This window comes from Schaalia sp. JY-X169, from assembly GCF_014069575.1.
In the GTDB taxonomy this organism is placed as follows: Bacteria; Actinomycetota; Actinomycetes; order Actinomycetales; family Actinomycetaceae; genus Scrofimicrobium.
On the sequence record NZ_CP059675.1, the window covers coordinates 783,169 to 800,147 of the forward strand.

Here is a 16,979-nt window from a genome sequence, read left to right on the forward strand (position 1 = left end):
GGGATAATGGCTTGGTGAGTGAAGTTTCCCTGGGTATGCCCAAAGTTAAAGACACGCCGTTTCCCCGCAAGAAGACTCGGCTCATCCACGTCGGAGATGTGCCGGTTGGCGGGGGCAGCCCCATTTCGGTTCAGTCAATGACTACGACCAAGACGTACGACATTGGTGCGACGTTGCAGCAGATTGCGGAACTGACCGCTGCTGGTTGCGACATTGTGCGCGTGGCATGCCCGACTGACAAGGATGCGGAAGCGCTGCCCATCATTGCGAGGCAGTCCACCATTCCGGTTATTGCCGACATTCATTTCCAGCCCCGCTACGTTTTTCAGGCTATCGAGGCCGGTTGTGCGGCGGTGCGGGTCAACCCCGGAAATATCCGTAAGTTTGACGACCAGATTGCTGAGATCACGAAGGCTGCGACGGATCACGGCACCTCGTTGCGTATCGGTGTCAACGCGGGTTCGCTGGACCGTCGCATGTACGCCAAGTATGGGGGAGTGACGCCGGAAGCCCTGGTGGAATCCGCCGTCTGGGAAGCGTCCCTGTTCGAGGAGCACGGCTTCCACGACTTCAAAATTTCCGTGAAGCACAATGATCCCGTCGTGATGATTCGTGCCTATGAGCTTTTGTCCGAGGCCGGGGACTGGCCCCTTCACCTTGGTGTCACCGAGGCCGGTCCGGCCTTCCAGGGGACCATCAAGTCTGCCACGGCGTTTGGCGCCCTTCTGCGGGAAGGCATTGGCGACACGATTAGGGTTTCCCTTTCAGCACCGCCGGTTGAAGAGGTCAAGGTTGGTTTGCAGATCCTCCAGTCGATGGGCCTTCGCGAACGCACCCTGGAGATTGTTTCCTGTCCGTCGTGTGGGCGCGCCCAAGTTGACGTTTACACCTTGGCTGAAGAGGTGACCGAGGGGTTGAAGGACCTTACCGTGCCCCTGCGAGTTGCTGTGATGGGCTGCGTTGTCAATGGTCCGGGGGAGGCGCGTGAGGCCGACCTGGGTGTCGCTTCCGGCAACGGCAAGGGACAGATCTTCATTCGGGGCGAGGTCGTTGAGACAGTGCCCGAAGACCAAATTGTTGAGACTCTGATCCGCCACGCTGGCGTGCTTGCTGAAGAAATGGGTCTTGAGGCCGGGGATGGCGAGGTCGAGGTTCTTGCGTAAGCTTGCAAAGGCAGTCCTCATTCCGGCTGCCAGTTTGGCCGCTTTGGCCTATATGGGTTTCCCAGCTCGGGTTGGTTTGACCGCGTCGCAAGCGCAGGTCTCCATGCCCGGGGATTTGCTGCTCCCAACCGCAGCTGTTCAGGGTGACCGAGCCGTAGTTGTTTCGGGGACCCCGGAGGATGTGTGGCCGCTCGCCCTCGAGCTGCAAAGTCTCTACGGGGACCTCTTTGATTCAGAGTTGGCGGTTGTCTATCGGCAGGCGCCGGACCTGATTGTCTGGGAGGCAGTGATGCCCGCCCGCGATGATGACCACGACCAAGACCTGTTCCGCGCTACAGTGGCCGTGGCATTGCGCCCGGTCAGCGGGGGAACAATGATCCACGTGCGTGAACGTTACGCGGTTCTAGACGGGGTACGAGGGCGTTTTGCGACCTCGGTCGTCCTCGCCACCAGCGCCGTGGTGACCAGCGCAAAACTGCACGGATTTCGGCGCCAGGTCGCCGTGGGGCAAGCTAAGAACCCACTGAAAGACTAGGGAGTTACATGCTTACGACAATGGAGCAGCTGTTCGTTAAGACACTGCGGGAAGACCCGGCCGAAGCTGAGCTCGGGAGCCACAAGTTGCTTGTTCGGGCAGGGTACATCCGCCGCGTTGCCCCTGGTATTTACACTTGGCTGCCGCTGGGCCTCATGGTGCTGCGCAACATTGAGGCGATTATCCGCGAGGAGATGGGCAGGGCTGGGGCGCAAGAGGTCCTCTTTTCCGGCCTTCTTCCAGCCGAGCCTTACAAGTTGACCAACCGCTGGGTTGATTACGGTCCCAACCTGTTCCGACTCAAGGACCGTCGCGATAATGACTACCTGCTGGCGCCGACTCATGAAGAGATGTTCACGCTGCTGGTGAAAGAGATGGTGTCGTCCTATAAGGAACTGCCACTCACCCTGTTCCAGATCCAGGTGAAGTACCGCGATGAGGCGCGGGCCCGGGGTGGGCTGCTGCGTGGGCGTGAGTTCTCCATGAAGGACGCCTACAGTTTCGACCTCACCGATGACCAGTTGAACGATTCCTACATGGTGCAGAGGGCCGCCTACGAGCGGATTTTCACGCGCCTAGGTTTGGATTACGTGATTTGCTCTGCCGTTTCCGGTGCGATGGGAGGCTCACGTTCAGAAGAGTTCCTGCTGCCCAGCCCGGTTGGCGAAGACACGTTCGTGACTTCTCCGGGTGGGTACGTGGCTAACTCCGAGGCCGTCACAACGCCCTCGCCCACGCCGTCCCCAACCGAAGGACTGGCGCAGACCCGCGTCGTTGAGACTCCGGGTGCTGACACAATCGAGACACTGGTTGAGGTCTTGGATGAGGCCGCTCCGCGCGGAGATCGTCCCTGGCAGGCTTCGGACACCCTCAAGAACGTTGTCTTCACTGTCATCGATGGGAATGGCAAACGGGAGCTACTTGTCGTTGGTATTCCGGGGGATCGCGACATCGACATGACGCGACTTGAGGCTTCTCTGTCGCCGTTCGAGGTCGAGGTGGCAACCGAGGAAGACCTCAAGACCCACCCCGAGTTGGTTGCCGGTTACATCGGCCCACAGGCCATTGGGCCGAACTCGGCGCTACGCGTTGTGGACGAGGACGGCAACCCTTCGGGTTCCGTGCGCTACCTGGTTGATCCTCGTATCGTTTCGGGAACCGTGTGGGTTAGCGGCGCAAATGAGAAGGACCTTCATACCACCGGCCTCGTGATGGGACGCGACTTTGAGGCGGATGGATACATCGAAGCAGCGGATGTTCGCGAGGGCGACCCGGCTCCGGATGGTTCGGGACCCCTGAGTCTCAACCGAGGGATCGAGATCGGCCACATCTTCCAGTTGGGTCGCAAGTATGCGGAAGCGCTCGGCCTCACCGTCCTCGACGAAAACGGCAAGGCACGCACGGTCACCATGGGGTCGTACGGCATTGGTGTTTCTAGGGCCCTAGCTGCACTTGCTGAGGTGACTCACGATGATAAAGGGCTGGCGTGGCCGGCCTCTGTTGCACCGTTTGATGTTGATGTCATCGTCGCCGGTAAGGGAACTGATCTGGAGGACGCGGCGCGGGTCTTGGCTGAAGATCTTGACGCTTCCGGCCTGAATGTTGTGCTGGATGACCGCCGTTCGGCCTCAGCGGGCGTGAAGTTCAAGGACTCAGAGCTGCTGGGGATTCCACTTTCGGTGGTGATCGGTCGCGGGTTGAAGGACGGCGTGGTCGAATTGCGTGAACGGCGTTCAGGTGAGCGTCAAGAGGTCAAGGTGGAGGCGGCGTTTATGGCTGTAACGGCTGCGCGGAATGCACTTGTTGCCGCGGAGAACGCGGGTCTTTCGGCCTTGGAAGGGAAGTAGCAGGATATGGCAATTCGTGAAATCCGCGTCATCGGGGACCCGGTGCTCCGCACTCCAACCGAGTGGATCACAGAGATTGACGATCGGGTGCGTTCCCTGGTTGAGGACTTGCTTGAGACGGTTGATATGGATGGCCGCGCGGGGCTTGCGGCACCCCAGATCGGCGTTGGGCTGCGCGCTTTCTCATGGAACATTGATGATGAGATCGGTTATGTGCTGAACCCCAGGCTGGTCGAGGTGTCAACGGAGGAGTACCAGGACGGAGATGAGGGGTGTCTTTCGGTCCCGGGCCTGTGGTACCCGACGGAGCGTGCCTGGTACGCACGGGTTGAGGGAATCGACCTCGACGGGAAGCCGGTTGTGGTGGAAGGTGAAGAGCTTATGGCCCGCGCCTTGCAGCACGAAACCGACCACCTTGAGGGAATGCTCTACATTGACAGGCTGGACCGTGCCACGAGGCGTAAGGCATTGAAGGCGATCCGCAACGCGGACTTCTGAGGGCTTTTCGTACCGGGCGCGTTTGGGATAACCTAGAGGCATCGCAAACACCACTTGGGTGATCAAGAACGTTGGGGAAGACGATCCTTGATTCCAACTGGAGGTAGCGATGCTAGGAACGTTAACCCGGGGTGTGTTGTTCATACACTCAGTCCCCCCAGCTCTTGGGCCGCACGTACAGTGGGCGGCCGGTGCGGCGCTGGGGCGTGAAGTGCGCCTGGAATGGACAGATCAACCAGCAGCCCCCGGCATGATGCGCGCGGAGCTGTCGTGGACCGGTGAAGTTGGTACTGGTGCCCGCCTCGCCTCTGCCCTGAGGGGTTGGGAACACCTTCGCTATGAGGTGACGGAAGAGGCGTCACGTGATTCTGATGGATCACGCTGGGCGCATACCCCGGAGCTGGGGATCTTCCACTATCAGATGGACTCTGCGGGCAACGTGGTGGTTGCAGAGGACCGGATTCGTGCCGCAGTGGAATCTTCCAGTAACTACGCAGATCTGCGCGACGCTCTCGATTTGGCGTTGGGTCAAGCCTGGGATGATGAGTTAGAGCCGTTCCGCTATGCAGGTGCGGGCGCCCCGGTGCGCTGGCTCCACAGGGTGGGGTAACCATGAGCTCAATTGGCGAGCAGTTTGGCGATCTTGCGGCACTGTTCGGTGGGGAAGGGGAAGCCCCATCGGACGGTGCAACGCCAACTCCGGAGAAGGACAGTGGTGACCAGGACGTCCTCGTCGGCGGTAACCTTGCTGGCGGACAGCCTCCCGCCAACGGTCAGGGGCATTCCCAACCGGCCACAACCGCCGTCCAAGGCCACCCCCAACAGACCTCAACCGCCGGAGGATCGGCTTCCCTTTCGACGCCAACTGGGATCTCCGCTAACTCAGAGGCGGCAGTTGCGGACCCCACGTTTGAGTCCACCCTGATCGCAACGATCTGTGACCTGAACGGGATGTCTAGCGACGACTTCGACCTTGATGCGAGCTTGACGACCGACCTGGACATCCAGGGTTTGCCACTGTGGGCACTGGTGGCTGAACTGGAGCGGTTTGCTGGCGCGAAGTTCCCGGATCCAGTTGTTGAGTCATGGCAGACCCCCCGCGACATCCTCGATGCCCCGAGGGATCAGGCGTAGACAGGGTCGGCTGCTGAAACCCCAGATCGTGGCGTTGCCGCTGCGTGGCGCGCCGGGGTTACGGCGCCACCTACCTTGGCCCAACCCAACTCAACCTGGCCCAACCCGGCCCAACGGTGCGTGTTGAGCCAAACGGTGCGTGTTTGGCTCGATCGGGCCTTAAATCACAGTGTTATGTCGACCAAACTCGCTCCGTAAGGCCAAGCACGCTCCGTAAGGCCAAGCACGCTCCGTATTGCTGGACCCGCGCCGTTGCGGAGCCCGCCAGGCCATGCGGAGCCCGCCAGGCCCGACTCGACTTCGAATGACAGCGTTATGCAAGCCGGCCCGGCTCCCTAACACTCGCCGGGCCGGGCCGGGCCGAGCTGGGCAGACCGGAACACCAACGCCCTGCCCGTGAACGCCATACTGGGTTAGAGCGCTACTGGTGCCCGGTCAGAGCGCTACTGGTGTCTACGCTAGAGCGCCTCGACGAGGAAGCCGTCAAAGAGCTCCGACAGTCTCTCGGTAGCACTCATGGGGAGCACCGCTGCCACGTACTGATCGGGCCGTACCACCACGACAACCCCCTCGGTCGTGTCGATGCCACGCTCGTCAAAGATGTCCGTGCGCAGACCCCCGCCAAAGACGTTGTTCAAGTCCTCGATCCCGTATGGGCCGACTTCTGGGAGGAACAGCGAGGGCGCCTTATGGACATTGATGTCCGTGTAGTCGTCCTGGTAGATGGCCTTCACATCGAACACCGAGTTCAAATCAGCACCGCGTGGTGTGTACTTGACAATGGGTGAGGACGGGTCGGTCTTCATCCACTCCGCCCATCGGCTGATTTCGGAGTTCTTCGCAAGTCCGCCCTGATCAGCAAAGGCATAGATGCGGAACCGTCCATCAGCCTTGTGAAGGTGACCCAAATGCACCTTGTTTCCGTCCGCAACCCGCACTGCTTGCGCCGAATGGAAACGCTTGCCAATGGGGTAGCCGGTTGCCAACGCCTGGCTCTGGCCCGGCTCCGTCAGCACGGAGGGGCGGTACTGTGTCATGAACCCCATGGGGAATTCCTGGGTGGACACGTAGAACTGGGCTAGTTCGTCTTTGTCTTTGAAATCCTCTGGCTTCTTGGCCATCATTGAAGACCATTCACGATCGAAGTCGATGAGGTTCTGTGCGATCTCTTGACGCTCTGCTGAATAGGTGTCCAACAGGAGGGGTTTGCCAAGCCCTGTCAGCACATACGCCAGCTTCCAACCAAGGTTGAAGGTGTCCTGCATGGAGACATTCATGCCCTGACCAGCCTTTGCGCTGTGGGTGTGGCAAGCATCCCCGGCGATAAAGACACGCGGCATGTCATCCGAGTCTGCGGGTACGTTGTCGAACTTGTCTGTAACCCGGTGGCCGACTTCGTATACGGATGACCACGCAACCTTCTTAACGTCCACCTTGTACGGGTAGAGGATGTCATTCGCCTTCTTGATGGCATCATCAATACTGGTTTCGCGGACCTTGCCGCCATCGTCCTCGGCAACATCGCCAAGATCTACGTAGAGGCGTACAAGGTATCCGCCTTCACGGGGGATGAGCAGAATCGATCCGGCCTTGGACTGGATGGCGCATTTGGTGCGAATATCCGGGAAGTCGGTGTTGTAGAGGATATCCATGACCGCCCACGCGTGGTTCGACTGGCCCCCCTTTAGTTCCCGACCGATCTTCTTGCGAACCAGAGAACGTGCGCCGTCGGCCCCGACCACATACTTGCAGTGGACCGTCTTCTTCTCGTCCTTGTTGGAGTCCGCGGTACCCAACAGTTCCACGCGGACTGGGTACTCGCCCTCGTCCCCAACAACCAGATCTGTGAGCTCCCAACCCCAGTCCGGCTTGAAGCGGCTGGGAGAGTTCGCTGCGAACTCCGCAAAGTAGTCGAGGACGCGGGCCTGATTGACAATGAGGTGAGGGAACTCGCTGACCCCGGTTTCGTCATCGATAGTTACGCCGGTGCGGATGATCTCTTCGGGATGGTCTGGGTCGGGGCCCCAAATGTTCATCTGCGTGAGGTGGTAGGCCTCTTGGATGATGGGCTCAGCGAAGTCAAAAGCCTGGAAGGTTTCAACAGAACGTGCTTGGATGCCATCGGCGTGACCCAGAACTAGGCGTCCAGGACGGCGCTCGACCATCCGTGTCGTGATGGAAGGAAACGTTGACAACTGCGCAGCCAGGATCATTCCCGCGGGGCCGCTGCCAACAATCAGGACGTCGATGTTATCAGGAAGCTGGTCGGCGTGGCTGTGGCCCTCTTCAGTTGGCTTGGTTCGCGGGTTTTCTGAGACATAACCGTGGTGGTGGAAAAGCACTGCAACTCCTCTTTAAGTTGGCTTCCATCGGATTAAAGTTGTCTTCCATCGGAAGGTCAGCAGGTGCTTCACCGCACCCAGTGAGACAGATCGTATATGATACGTGACCGGCGTGCAACATAAATCCATAGACTTCCTGATTCCACGAGGCGTAACCTCCTGCGGCGTGTAGCCCGAGGTCCCGGCGCCCGGTCCACCGTCGTGCGTGCTGCTACGCCCTGCTCTCGATTTCTGCCGCGGCGTGCTTGAGATCTGCCGCTAAATCCGCGGGGTCGTAAGACTGGTCCGTGCAGAGCAGAGCTACGGCACAGGGCCGTTCTCCCGGAATCTGAAATGGCACAGACACGGAGCTAACTCCGGGGAGTACCTCGTTGTGGCTGACGGCAAATCCCCGTTGCCAAATGGCCTCAATCTCCTCTTCTAACGAGTCTGCCTGCTCTTGTGGGAGAGGCCAATCCTCACGGGGCACTATGGAGAGAATTGCCTTTCCTGGGGCTCCGCTTGAGACTGGGTGACGCGATCCCGTGGGTTGGCTGATGGAGGTTGTAAACCCCTCTGGGGTTGCGCTGAGGAGTGTCACGCACTCGTCTTGATCCTGCATGGCAATGAAAGCTGTGAGACCAGTTCGATCAGCAAGGTTACGTAGCGTTGGGGCGGCAAGTTGGCGCAGGCTGCGTTGCGTTGCTGCGGCTAGGGGGCCAAGTCCGGGCCCGCGCACATAGCGACCATCAGGTGTTGCCACGACGAGGTCGTGGTGTTCGAGTGTCCGTAGTAGGCGGTAGGCAGTGGCTCGGGATACTCCGACCTCGTCCGCGATGGCCACGGGGGCGAGGGGGTACGGTGAGGCAGCCACCAGCTTGAGTACTTGGATCCCTCTGCTCAGCGTTCCTGCTAGTCCTTCACCCGCGCCGGTGTTCCCAACCGGGGTATCCGTGGGGGTGCCCGTGGGAGTGGGCGTCACAGTGGCCTCCTTCTAGGATGCTGCAGGGTCTCGCACAAAGGATTGTCTACACGATGGCGATCGTATACGATTCGGTATAGGCGTTGCTGTGTTCAGTATAGGTGGATGGCAGTGGCGCCCTCGCTCCAGACCGGGGAACGACCGCTGATGATCGCCCCGGGTTCGCCGATTGTCTCGACGTGAAGAGAATGGTTCATGAACGCTGAAAAAGATTTGCTGCAGAAGATAGAAAGTCAACTACTCATTGACGGGCAGTGGCGCGCATCGTCGGACGGGAACACGCTACCTGTCCGCGACCCCGCAACCGGAGAGATCCTCAAGGAGATCTCAAGTGCCTCGGTACAGGATGGGATCGACGCAGTTGAAGCTGCCGACAGGGCATTCCCCGCCTGGGCCGCGACCCCGCCCCGCGTCCGTGCAGACATCCTGCGCAGGGCATTCGATCTGGTCCAGGAACGCAAGGAGGATTTCGCCTTGCTGATGACGATCGAGATGGGCAAGCCGCTTGCGGAAGCCAGGGGAGAGGTTGCGTACGGCGCGGAGTTCCTCCGCTGGTTCAGCGAGGAGGCCGTGCGAATAAGTGGTCGCTACGGATCAAACCCCGAAGGTACGGGACGCATGATTGTCACAAAGCACCCGGTCGGTCCTGCATTCCTGATTACCCCGTGGAACTTCCCGCTGGCAATGGGCACGCGCAAAATCGCTCCGGCACTCGCTGCAGGTTGCACAGTTGTCGTGAAGCCGGCGGCGCTGACCCCCCTCACGACCATTTACTTGGCGCAAACCCTGGAAGAGGCAGGCGTGCCTGCCGGAGTCGTCAACATCATTCCCACGGATCATTCCGTCGATGTGTCCGCCGCAATAATCGATCACCCAGCGCTGCGAAAGGTATCGTTCACGGGCTCAACGCCAGTTGGCCAGCAGCTTCTCAAGCAGGCCGCAAACGGGGTGCTGCGTACGTCCATGGAGTTGGGTGGCAACGCCCCGTTCCTCGTGTTCGAGGACGCCGACCTCGACGATGCTGTGGAGGGCGCAATTCAGGCCAAGTTCCGCAACATTGGTCAGGCGTGCACTGCCGCCAACAGGTTCATTGTTGCGCGACCTCTAGTTGACGAGTTCGTAGAGAAAGTGACCGAACGAGTCCGGGAAATGCGGGTTGGCCGTGGTACGGACGAGGGCGTTGTCATCGGCCCTCTCATCGACCATCGTGCTGTTGAGAAGACCGTCGCCCTGGTTGCGGATGCGACCGCACGCGGGGCCACACTCAAGATTGGTGGGGTGGCGATCCCCGGTCCGGGAAGCTTCATTGAACCAACCGTGATCTCAAACGTTCCTGCGGGCTCGGACATCCTCAAAGAGGAGATTTTCGGTCCTGTTCTTGCAGTCGTTCCCTTTGATACCGAGGAGGACGCGGTCGCACTCGCGAACTCTACAGAGTACGGTCTGGTTTCCTACGCATACACCCGTGATTTTGCGAGGGCGCAACGTCTGATTGAGTCGATCCAGACCGGCATGATGGGTCTGAACGTGGGTGTGGTTTCCAACGCTGCTGCTCCGTTTGGAGGATGGAAGATGTCGGGGTTGGGACGTGAGGGCGGACCGGAAGGCATCGAAGAGTACCTGCAGACCAAGTACACCCTGTCGCCGAACCCATTCGTGTAGCTGTAGCGCGCCGCGGTCGGGCCGCGGTCCAGCCTTCTTTCCCAAATGTATACGTGGGGAGCAAATGTGCGTCTGGGGTATCTACCCCAGACGCACATTTCGTCCCGCCATATACATTTCGCAAATCGGACGGTGGGCCCGTTTGCTACGTCGGCTGCTAGTCCTTCTTCCAGACCAGCGGGCTCTTTGCCTGCTCCGCCTCATGGTCGGGACCCAAGGGGATTCGCGACCGGTCTCGCAGTGCGAGCGTCGCCAGGAAACCCACTGCGGTCATGATGAGCAGATACACCATGATGGCGTGCCACGAACCGGTTTGCTGCTGCAGTGCCTGGGCGATGAGGGGTGAGAAGGCCCCGCCGAGTACAGCGCCGAGAGCGTATGAGATGGATACACCAGAGAAACGAACCGACGCCGGGTATAACTCCGCGTAGAAAGCTGCCTGCGGTCCGTAGGTGAAACCGAGTCCGATGCTCAGGAAGCCAAGGCCCGCGAGTAGCCACATCGCTGTTCCCCCGTTTATCAGCGGGAACAGCGCGAGGACGCCGATCGCTTGCAACACCCAACCAACGAAGTAGGTGTTACGCCGCCCTATAAAGTCCGACGCCCATCCTGCAATGAGGGTGAAGGCCAGCCAAACTACGGCGCCACCTGCAACCGCCCAGAGGATTGCGGGCCGATCGAGCCCCAGAGGACCATCTGGATTTGCGGCGTAGGCCTGGATGAACCCACCCGTGGTCATGTAGCCCACCGCGCTGTTTCCGGCAAAGACTAGGGCCGCGATGATAACTAGGGGAAGGAAATTCTTGAGCAGCACGACCAGAGGAGTCTTCGTCTCTTGCTTGCGCTCAGAAATCTCCTTGAAAACGGGGCTTTCTTCAACGGACTTGCGGACCCAGTAGCCAACAAACACAAGTACCACTGAAAGCAGGAAGGGGACACGCCAACCCCATTCGAAGAATGCCTCTCCCGGCGCAATCCACGCCATGATTGCCATGACTGCGGAAGACATCAGCAGACCGAGCGGGACGCCGATCTGTGGGGGTGCGCCAAGTAGGCCGCGACGTCCGGGAGCTGCATGCTCCACCGCCATAAGTACGGCGCCTCCCCATTCTCCGCCTGCGGAGATTCCTTGGAGGACGCGGAGTAGGACAAGAAGGATTGGTGCAGCGATACCAATGGAGGCGTAGGTGGGTAGAAGACCAATCAGGGCAGTAGCGGCCCCCATGGTCCACAGTGTCAGTACCAGCACCAGACGGCGCCCGTACTTGTCACCGAGGTGTCCGGCAATCACGGCGCCCAGCGGGCGGAACAGGAACGAAACTCCAACCGTCGCAAATGACAGAAGCATTGCGGCATTTGGCCCAGCCGGTTCGAAGAACAGCCTGCTGAACACGAGTCCGGCTGCCGCAGCGTATACGAAGAAGTCATACCACTCCAGAGAGGTACCAATGACGGTCGCCGCGATGACGCGGCCCTGATCAGGGTTCTCCTTGAAGACTTTGCGGAGGCTGGGCGGCCTAACAGTGGGCTCACCCTCGGCGATGACGTAGTCGGTTTGTGTCATAACTCGTTACTCCCTTGTCGAGTTGTGCGGAGAGCGAGCCATCTTTGGCTTGCTCATCGTGAACACATCGTATATCATTTGGAATACGACGCAAGAGCATTTCCCAAATTCGAGGCAAACTCTCTCGCATGAAGGCCCAGTTGGCTCCAAAGAAGGATGACCGATGTTAGTCACTGCAGATTCGCGTAGCAATGGCTCTCGACGTGATCTTCAGGTTTCAGTTGGACGCGAAGCGATAGAACTCGAAGTAATAGAAGAGGTCGGTATGAGCGACATGCAGGCAGCCAATCAGCGTGCGATAGCAGAATTGCCGCTAAAGCCGGGAAAGGTGATCGCGGTTCACCTTTCCTACGACTCGCGGGCTGAGCAGCGGGGACGCAAGCCGAAGAACCCCTCCTACTTCTTTAAGCCCGTCAGCTCCCTGGCGCCAACTGGCGCAGATATATCCAGGCCAAAGGGAGCAGACCTGTTGGCATTCGAGGGGGAAATCGCTCTGATTATCGGGCAGCCTGCCCGTTGGGTCTCCACCGCCGACGCGTGGTCCTATGTCGGTTGGGTAACCGCCGCAAATGACTTCGGCATCTACGACATGCGCAAGGCAGATAAGGGCTCGAATGTTCGCTCCAAAGGCGGGGACGGCTACACCCCGATTGGGCCAAACTTCATTCGCGCCTCCGACCTCGACCCTGCGGATATCGCCATCACGACCAAGGTCAATGGAAATCTCGCCCAGCAGGACTCCAGTGCCGGCATGTTCTTCTCACTGCCGCAGATAGTTGCAGACCTGTCACAGCACTTCACCCTTCAACCCGGGGACATCATCCTCACGGGCACCCCCGCTGGGTCTTCCGTAGTTGAACCAGGTGATGCGGTAACGGTCGAGGTCGTGGCAAACGGAATCAGCTCGGGCGAACTGCTCACCACCGTTACCCAGGATGACCATGACTTTGATCCCCGCTTGGGAGATGTCCCCCAGACCGACGAGGTGCAGATCGCCGAGGCGTGGGGAACCACGCCTATAGAATCCACGCCGGAGGTTACCCTTACCGAAGACCTCAAGGAGTCGCTGCTGGGACTCCCAACAGCCGCACTCAGCGCACAGCTTCGCAAAATGGGTCTGAACAACGTCAGCATCGACGGTGTCAGCGCCATGCATCCAGAGAAGAAACTGGTCGGCATCGCCAAGACTCTGCGCTTCCTGCCCAACCGTGAGGACCTCTTCGCGAAACACGGTGGTGGCTACAACGCTCAGAAGCGTGCCTTCGATTCCCTCCAGCCCGACGACGTTGTGGTGATCGAAGCTCGGGGCGAGGCCGGGTCCGGCACCCTCGGCGATATTCTTGCCATTCGTGCGAACAGCCTGGGCGCAGCGGGGATCGTCACCGATGGGGGAGTCCGTGATTACGACGCCGTCGCAGAAGTCGGCATCCCCGTCTACACCCGGGGCGCCCACCCGGCTGTCCTCGGACGCAAACACTTCCCGTGGGAGGTCGGTGGAAGCGTGGCGTGTGGGGGCACCACTGTAGAGCCAGGTGACATCATTGTCGGGGACCGCGATGGCGTCCTCGTCATTCCCCAAGACCTGGTGAAACAGGTTGTGGAAGGCGCGCAAGCAGCCGAAGATTCCGACGCTTGGGTTGCGCAACGTGTCGCAGAGGGGAATCCCGTCGACGGTCTTTTCCCAATGAACGAAGAGTGGAAGGACCGGTACGAACAGTGGAAGAAAAGCCAGTAGCAGTGAATGCACCAAAGAAAGCCGCGAAGCCTAAGAAGAAGGCCTCGGTCTCAAAGGCAGAGCACGCCTACCTGACACTCAAGGAACGGATTCTTTCGCGCCAGTATGGACCCGGCTACCGGCTGGTTCTGGCCTCCATTGGCTCCGAACTCGACATGAGCGTCGTTCCAGTTCGTGAGGCGATTCGGCGCCTCGAAGCCGAAGGCCTCGTGACCTTCGAACGCAACATCGGCGCCTGCGTCAAGATGATCGATGATCGCCAGTACGCACAGTCAATGGAAACACTGGCGGTTCTGGAAGGGGCAGCAACCGCGCTTGCGGCTCCGAACATCACGCCGGAACAGTTAGAGCGGGCGCGCCGCACCAACGAGGTAATGCGGGGAACCTTGGATGACTTCAATCCCCGCGTTTTCACAGTCTTGAACCAAGAGTTCCACTCGGCGTTGCTGACGGGTTGTCACAACCTGCGGCTCACCGATCTGGTTCACGCAGAATGGGCGGTGCTCGGCAACCTTCGGGAGTCGACATTCTCATTCGTCCCCGGTCGGGCAAGGGAGTCGGTACGGGAACACTCTGCGATTCTGGAGCTCATTGAACAGGGGGCTCCGCCCTCGGAAATCGAACGGGCAGTACGCGCCCACCGATTGGCGACCATGGACGCCTATCTGATTCGCCAACACGACCAAGCCTCACTGGACTTGGATTAATCTGACTATTAGGAGAGCAAATGTCGGAAGCTAGCGTGGCGCCCGAAATGGCTGTGCCACAGGGTTTACCCAGCCAGATCCTGCACTACATCAACGGAGAGGCCGTGCCCTCTCTTGGGGGAGAGACTTTTGAGGTCATCAACCCCGTCACCAACGAGTCCTACATTGATGCAGCATCGGGCCAGAAGGCCGATGTTGAACGCGCTGTTGCCGCTGCGAAAAAGGCATTCGAAGAGGGTCCGTGGCCGAAAATGCTGCCGCGGGAACGCTCGCGAATCCTTCACAAGGTAGCGGATCTGATCGAGGCAGAAGATGAGCGCCTAGCGGCATTTGAGTCCTTCGACTCCGGTCTTCCCATCACGCAGGCGCTTGGACAGGCACGCCGCGCCGCAGAGAACTTCAGGTTCTTTGCGGATCTGATCGTTGCTCAGACGGATGACGTGTACAAGGTGCCCGGTCGCCAGATCAACTACGTCAACCGCAAGCCCATCGGGGTTGCTGGCCTGATCACGCCGTGGAACACCCCGTTCATGCTGGAGTCTTGGAAGCTGGCGCCCGCCCTGGCCACAGGCAATACAGTCGTCCTCAAGCCCGCGGAGTTCACCCCGCTCTCAGCGTCGCTGTGGGGGGAGATCTTTGAGAAGGCCGGAGTCCCCGCAGGTGTCTTCAACATGGTCAACGGCTTTGGTGAAAGCGCAGGGGATTCCCTGGTCAAGCACCCCGATGTTCCCCTAATTTCCTTCACCGGTGAAAGCTCAACTGGCAGCCTGATTTTCGGAAACTCCGCTCCTTTCTTAAAGGGCCTCTCCATGGAGTTGGGTGGGAAGTCCCCGGCGGTAGTCTTCGCCGACGCGAACGTCGACGATGCTGTCGACGCCACCATCTTCGGCGTCTTTTCCCTGAATGGTGAGCGCTGCACGGCGGGGAGCCGCATCTTGGTTCAGCGCGACATCTACGACGAGTTTGTCGAGAAGTACGCGAAGCAGGCCCGGAACGTCAAAGTGGGTCTACCCTCCGATCCGACCACCGAGGTGGGCGCCCTCGTCCATCCTGAGCACTATGACAAGGTGATGAGCTACGTCGAAATCGGCAAGGAAGAAGGGCGACTGGTTGCCGGCGGTGGCAGACCTGAGGGATTCCCAGAGGGCAACTTCGTTGCACCGACAGTCTTTGTTGACGTGGCCCCGGACGCAAGGATTTTCCAGGAGGAGATTTTCGGTCCGGTTGTGGCGATCACGCCTTTCGACACTGATGAGGAAGCGCTCGAACTGGCCAACAACACCAAGTACGGGCTGGCTGCCTACATCTGGACCAACGACCTGAAGCGGGCACACAACTTTGCTCAGAATGTGGAGGCGGGGATGGTGTGGCTCAACTCCAACAACGTCCGCGACTTGCGAACGCCATTTGGTGGCGTGAAGGCCTCGGGTCTGGGGCACGAGGGCGGATACCGCTCCATCGACTTCTACACCGATCAGCAAGCAGTGCACATCAACCTCGACAAAGTCCACAACCCGTCATTGGGCAAGCAGTAACGCAACGAAGTACCGGGACGAGGGCGACTCCTAGCTCCGCCCTCGTCCAATCCCTCACGCCACAACGCCAAGAATAGAAAGCAAAGGTGCTCTCATGAGTGAAGACAAGAAGGTCAGCCCCGATTACCTAGACGCCGAGGTCATCCTTGGTTCCGATCCGGTTCCCACCCCGGTTGCCCCACCCCCGGACATCCTGCGCGCAGCGTACATGGACATGGTGGTTACGGACTTGGAGGAATCAAAGAAGTTCTACGCCGACATCCTCGGGCTGGTCGTTACGGAAGAGAATGACACCGAGGTCTACCTGCGGTCGTTGGAGGAGTTCATCCACCACAACCTGATCCTGCGCAAGGGTGACACGGCCGCGATTCGTGCCTTCGGTTACCGGGTTCGCACACCTGAAGATTTGGAGAAGGCTGAGGAGTTCTACAAAGAGCTGGGTTGCCGCGTGGAGCGCGTTCCTGCTGGAACTGTTGCCGGTATGGGAGAAATAGTCAGGGTTCAGGACCCGCTGGGCTTCCCGTACGAGTTCTTCTACGACGTCGACCATGAGAAGCGCCTCGCGTGGGACTACCAGCTCTACACGCCCGGCGCCCTGGTGCGACTTGACCACTTCAACCAGGTGACTCCGAACGTCCCCCGGGCAGTTGGATACATGGAAGACCTGGGCTTCGGCGTTACTGAAGAGATTGTCGACGAGGACGGAACGGTCTACGCAGCCTGGGTGCGTCGCAAGCCAACTGTTCACGACACTGCAATGACCGGTGGCGATGGACCTAGAATGCACCACATTGCCTTCGCGACCCACGAGAAGCACAACATTCTAGCGATTTGCGACAAGCTCGGTGCTCTGCGGCTCTCGGACCACATTGAGCGTGGTCCTGGCCGTCACGGGGTCTCAAATGCCTTCTACCTGTACCTTCGTGATCCCGATGGGCACCGCGTAGAGATTTATACGCAGGATTACTACACGGGCGATCCGGACAACCCCAAGGTTTCGTGGGATGTTCACGATAACCAGCGCCGCGACTGGTGGGGCACCCCGGTTGTGCCTAGCTGGTACCGTGATGCGTCACGCGTCCTCGACCTTGACGACAACGTGCAGCCCCTAGTGGGTCGCACGGATGAGAGCGAGTTGGAGGCCACCATTGGCGCCGACGGATTCTCATATACTCGCAAAGATGAGGACGATTCCATGCCGGAGTGGAAGCTCGGTGAGTTCAAGCTGGGTAACCAGCTGTAAGTTGCGAGTCCGGGCGTGGTGACAACGGAGTCACGCGCCCGGGCTTGTTGCAA

14 protein-coding genes are annotated in these 16,979 nt (G+C 59.6%); 11 read left to right on the forward strand and 3 right to left on the reverse strand.

The features are described 5' to 3' along the window. Positions 1–35: 35 nt before the first annotated feature. The 6 genes from ispG (at position 36) to H2O65_RS03505 (ending at position 5,177) form a co-directional block, all read left to right on the forward strand. On the forward strand, positions 36–1,163 hold the full coding sequence (gene ispG, locus H2O65_RS03480; protein ID WP_182142635.1) for a flavodoxin-dependent (E)-4-hydroxy-3-methylbut-2-enyl-diphosphate synthase: 1,128 nt from the start codon (positions 36–38) through the stop codon (positions 1,161–1,163). After that, the gene (locus H2O65_RS03485; RefSeq protein ID WP_182142231.1) at positions 1,156–1,698 is read left to right on the forward strand and encodes a hypothetical protein; all 543 of its coding nucleotides are present in this window, start codon (positions 1,156–1,158) and stop codon (positions 1,696–1,698) included. Before ispG ends, H2O65_RS03485 begins: the two co-directional genes overlap by 8 nt. An 8-nt stretch (positions 1,699–1,706) precedes the next feature. Continuing rightward, complete coding sequence (locus H2O65_RS03490; RefSeq protein ID WP_182142233.1) at positions 1,707–3,545, forward strand: proline--tRNA ligase; 1,839 nt, start codon at positions 1,707–1,709, stop codon at positions 3,543–3,545. A 6-nt stretch (positions 3,546–3,551) separates the two neighbouring features. Next, on the forward strand, positions 3,552–4,043 hold the full coding sequence (gene def / locus H2O65_RS03495; RefSeq protein WP_182142234.1) for a peptide deformylase: 492 nt from the start codon (positions 3,552–3,554) through the stop codon (positions 4,041–4,043). Between the two features lie 109 nt (positions 4,044–4,152). Then, positions 4,153–4,653, forward strand: coding sequence for a DUF3145 domain-containing protein (locus H2O65_RS03500; RefSeq protein WP_182142236.1), 501 nt, complete (start codon positions 4,153–4,155; stop codon positions 4,651–4,653). 2 nt (positions 4,654–4,655) lie between these two features. Beyond that, entirely contained in the window at positions 4,656–5,177 is a 522-nt protein-coding gene (locus H2O65_RS03505) for an acyl carrier protein (RefSeq protein WP_182142237.1), read from the forward strand. A 458-nt stretch (positions 5,178–5,635) separates the two neighbouring features. Here H2O65_RS03505 and H2O65_RS03510 read toward each other — a convergent pair whose 3' ends face one another. Then, positions 5,636–7,519: an FAD-dependent monooxygenase gene (locus H2O65_RS03510; RefSeq protein WP_182142239.1), complete on the reverse strand. Its 1,884-nt coding sequence runs from the start codon at positions 7,517–7,519 to the stop codon at positions 5,636–5,638. Positions 7,520–7,730: 211 nt separating this feature from the next. Next, entirely contained in the window at positions 7,731–8,480 is a 750-nt protein-coding gene (locus H2O65_RS03515) for an IclR family transcriptional regulator (protein ID WP_182142241.1), read from the reverse strand. Positions 8,481–8,675: 195 nt separating this feature from the next. Between H2O65_RS03515 and H2O65_RS03520 the strand changes: the two genes are divergently transcribed. Beyond that, a complete protein-coding gene (locus H2O65_RS03520; RefSeq protein WP_182142242.1) occupies positions 8,676–10,142 on the forward strand; it encodes an NAD-dependent succinate-semialdehyde dehydrogenase in 1,467 nt (488 codons plus the stop codon). Between the two features lie 157 nt (positions 10,143–10,299). Here the strand turns inward: H2O65_RS03520 and H2O65_RS03525 are convergent, their stop codons facing one another. Further along, a complete protein-coding gene (locus H2O65_RS03525) occupies positions 10,300–11,706 on the reverse strand; it encodes an MFS transporter (RefSeq protein WP_182142244.1) in 1,407 nt (468 codons plus the stop codon). A gap of 163 nt (positions 11,707–11,869) precedes the next feature. Here H2O65_RS03525 and H2O65_RS03530 point away from each other — a divergent pair, with 163 nt between their 5' ends. The 4 genes from H2O65_RS03530 to hpaD all read left to right on the forward strand — a co-directional run bounded on the left by H2O65_RS03530 (position 11,870) and on the right by hpaD (position 16,926). After that, positions 11,870–13,441 carry a fumarylacetoacetate hydrolase family protein gene (locus H2O65_RS03530; protein WP_259349573.1) on the forward strand — a complete coding sequence of 524 codons (1,572 nt, stop codon included), beginning with the start codon at positions 11,870–11,872 and terminating at the stop codon, positions 13,439–13,441. A gap of 2 nt (positions 13,442–13,443) precedes the next feature. Beyond that, positions 13,444–14,148: a GntR family transcriptional regulator gene (locus tag H2O65_RS03535; protein WP_182142246.1), complete on the forward strand. Its 705-nt coding sequence runs from the start codon at positions 13,444–13,446 to the stop codon at positions 14,146–14,148. Positions 14,149–14,168: 20 nt separating this feature from the next. Then, on the forward strand, positions 14,169–15,683 hold the full coding sequence (gene hpaE, locus H2O65_RS03540) for a 5-carboxymethyl-2-hydroxymuconate semialdehyde dehydrogenase (protein WP_182142248.1): 1,515 nt from the start codon (positions 14,169–14,171) through the stop codon (positions 15,681–15,683). A 94-nt stretch (positions 15,684–15,777) separates the two neighbouring features. Next, positions 15,778–16,926, forward strand: a complete 1,149-nt coding sequence (hpaD, locus tag H2O65_RS03545; protein ID WP_182142249.1) for a 3,4-dihydroxyphenylacetate 2,3-dioxygenase — start codon at positions 15,778–15,780, stop codon at positions 16,924–16,926. Positions 16,927–16,979: the final 53 nt, after the last annotated feature.

Coding starts and splice junctions, on each gene's coding strand:
- H2O65_RS03530 (WP_259349573.1), top strand. CDS start 11,870: ATGTTAGTCACTGCAGATTCGCGTAGCAATGGCTCTCGACGTGATCTT.
- ispG (WP_182142635.1), top strand. CDS start 36: ATGCCCAAAGTTAAAGACACGCCGTTTCCCCGCAAGAAGACTCGGCTC.
- H2O65_RS03500 (WP_182142236.1), top strand. CDS start 4,153: ATGCTAGGAACGTTAACCCGGGGTGTGTTGTTCATACACTCAGTCCCC.
- H2O65_RS03505 (WP_182142237.1), top strand. CDS start 4,656: ATGAGCTCAATTGGCGAGCAGTTTGGCGATCTTGCGGCACTGTTCGGT.
- H2O65_RS03490 (WP_182142233.1), top strand. CDS start 1,707: ATGCTTACGACAATGGAGCAGCTGTTCGTTAAGACACTGCGGGAAGAC.
- H2O65_RS03525 (WP_182142244.1), bottom strand. CDS start 11,706: ATGACACAAACCGACTACGTCATCGCCGAGGGTGAGCCCACTGTTAGG.
- hpaD (WP_182142249.1), top strand. CDS start 15,778: ATGAGTGAAGACAAGAAGGTCAGCCCCGATTACCTAGACGCCGAGGTC.
- hpaE (WP_182142248.1), top strand. CDS start 14,169: ATGTCGGAAGCTAGCGTGGCGCCCGAAATGGCTGTGCCACAGGGTTTA.
- H2O65_RS03520 (WP_182142242.1), top strand. CDS start 8,676: ATGAACGCTGAAAAAGATTTGCTGCAGAAGATAGAAAGTCAACTACTC.
- def (WP_182142234.1), top strand. CDS start 3,552: ATGGCAATTCGTGAAATCCGCGTCATCGGGGACCCGGTGCTCCGCACT.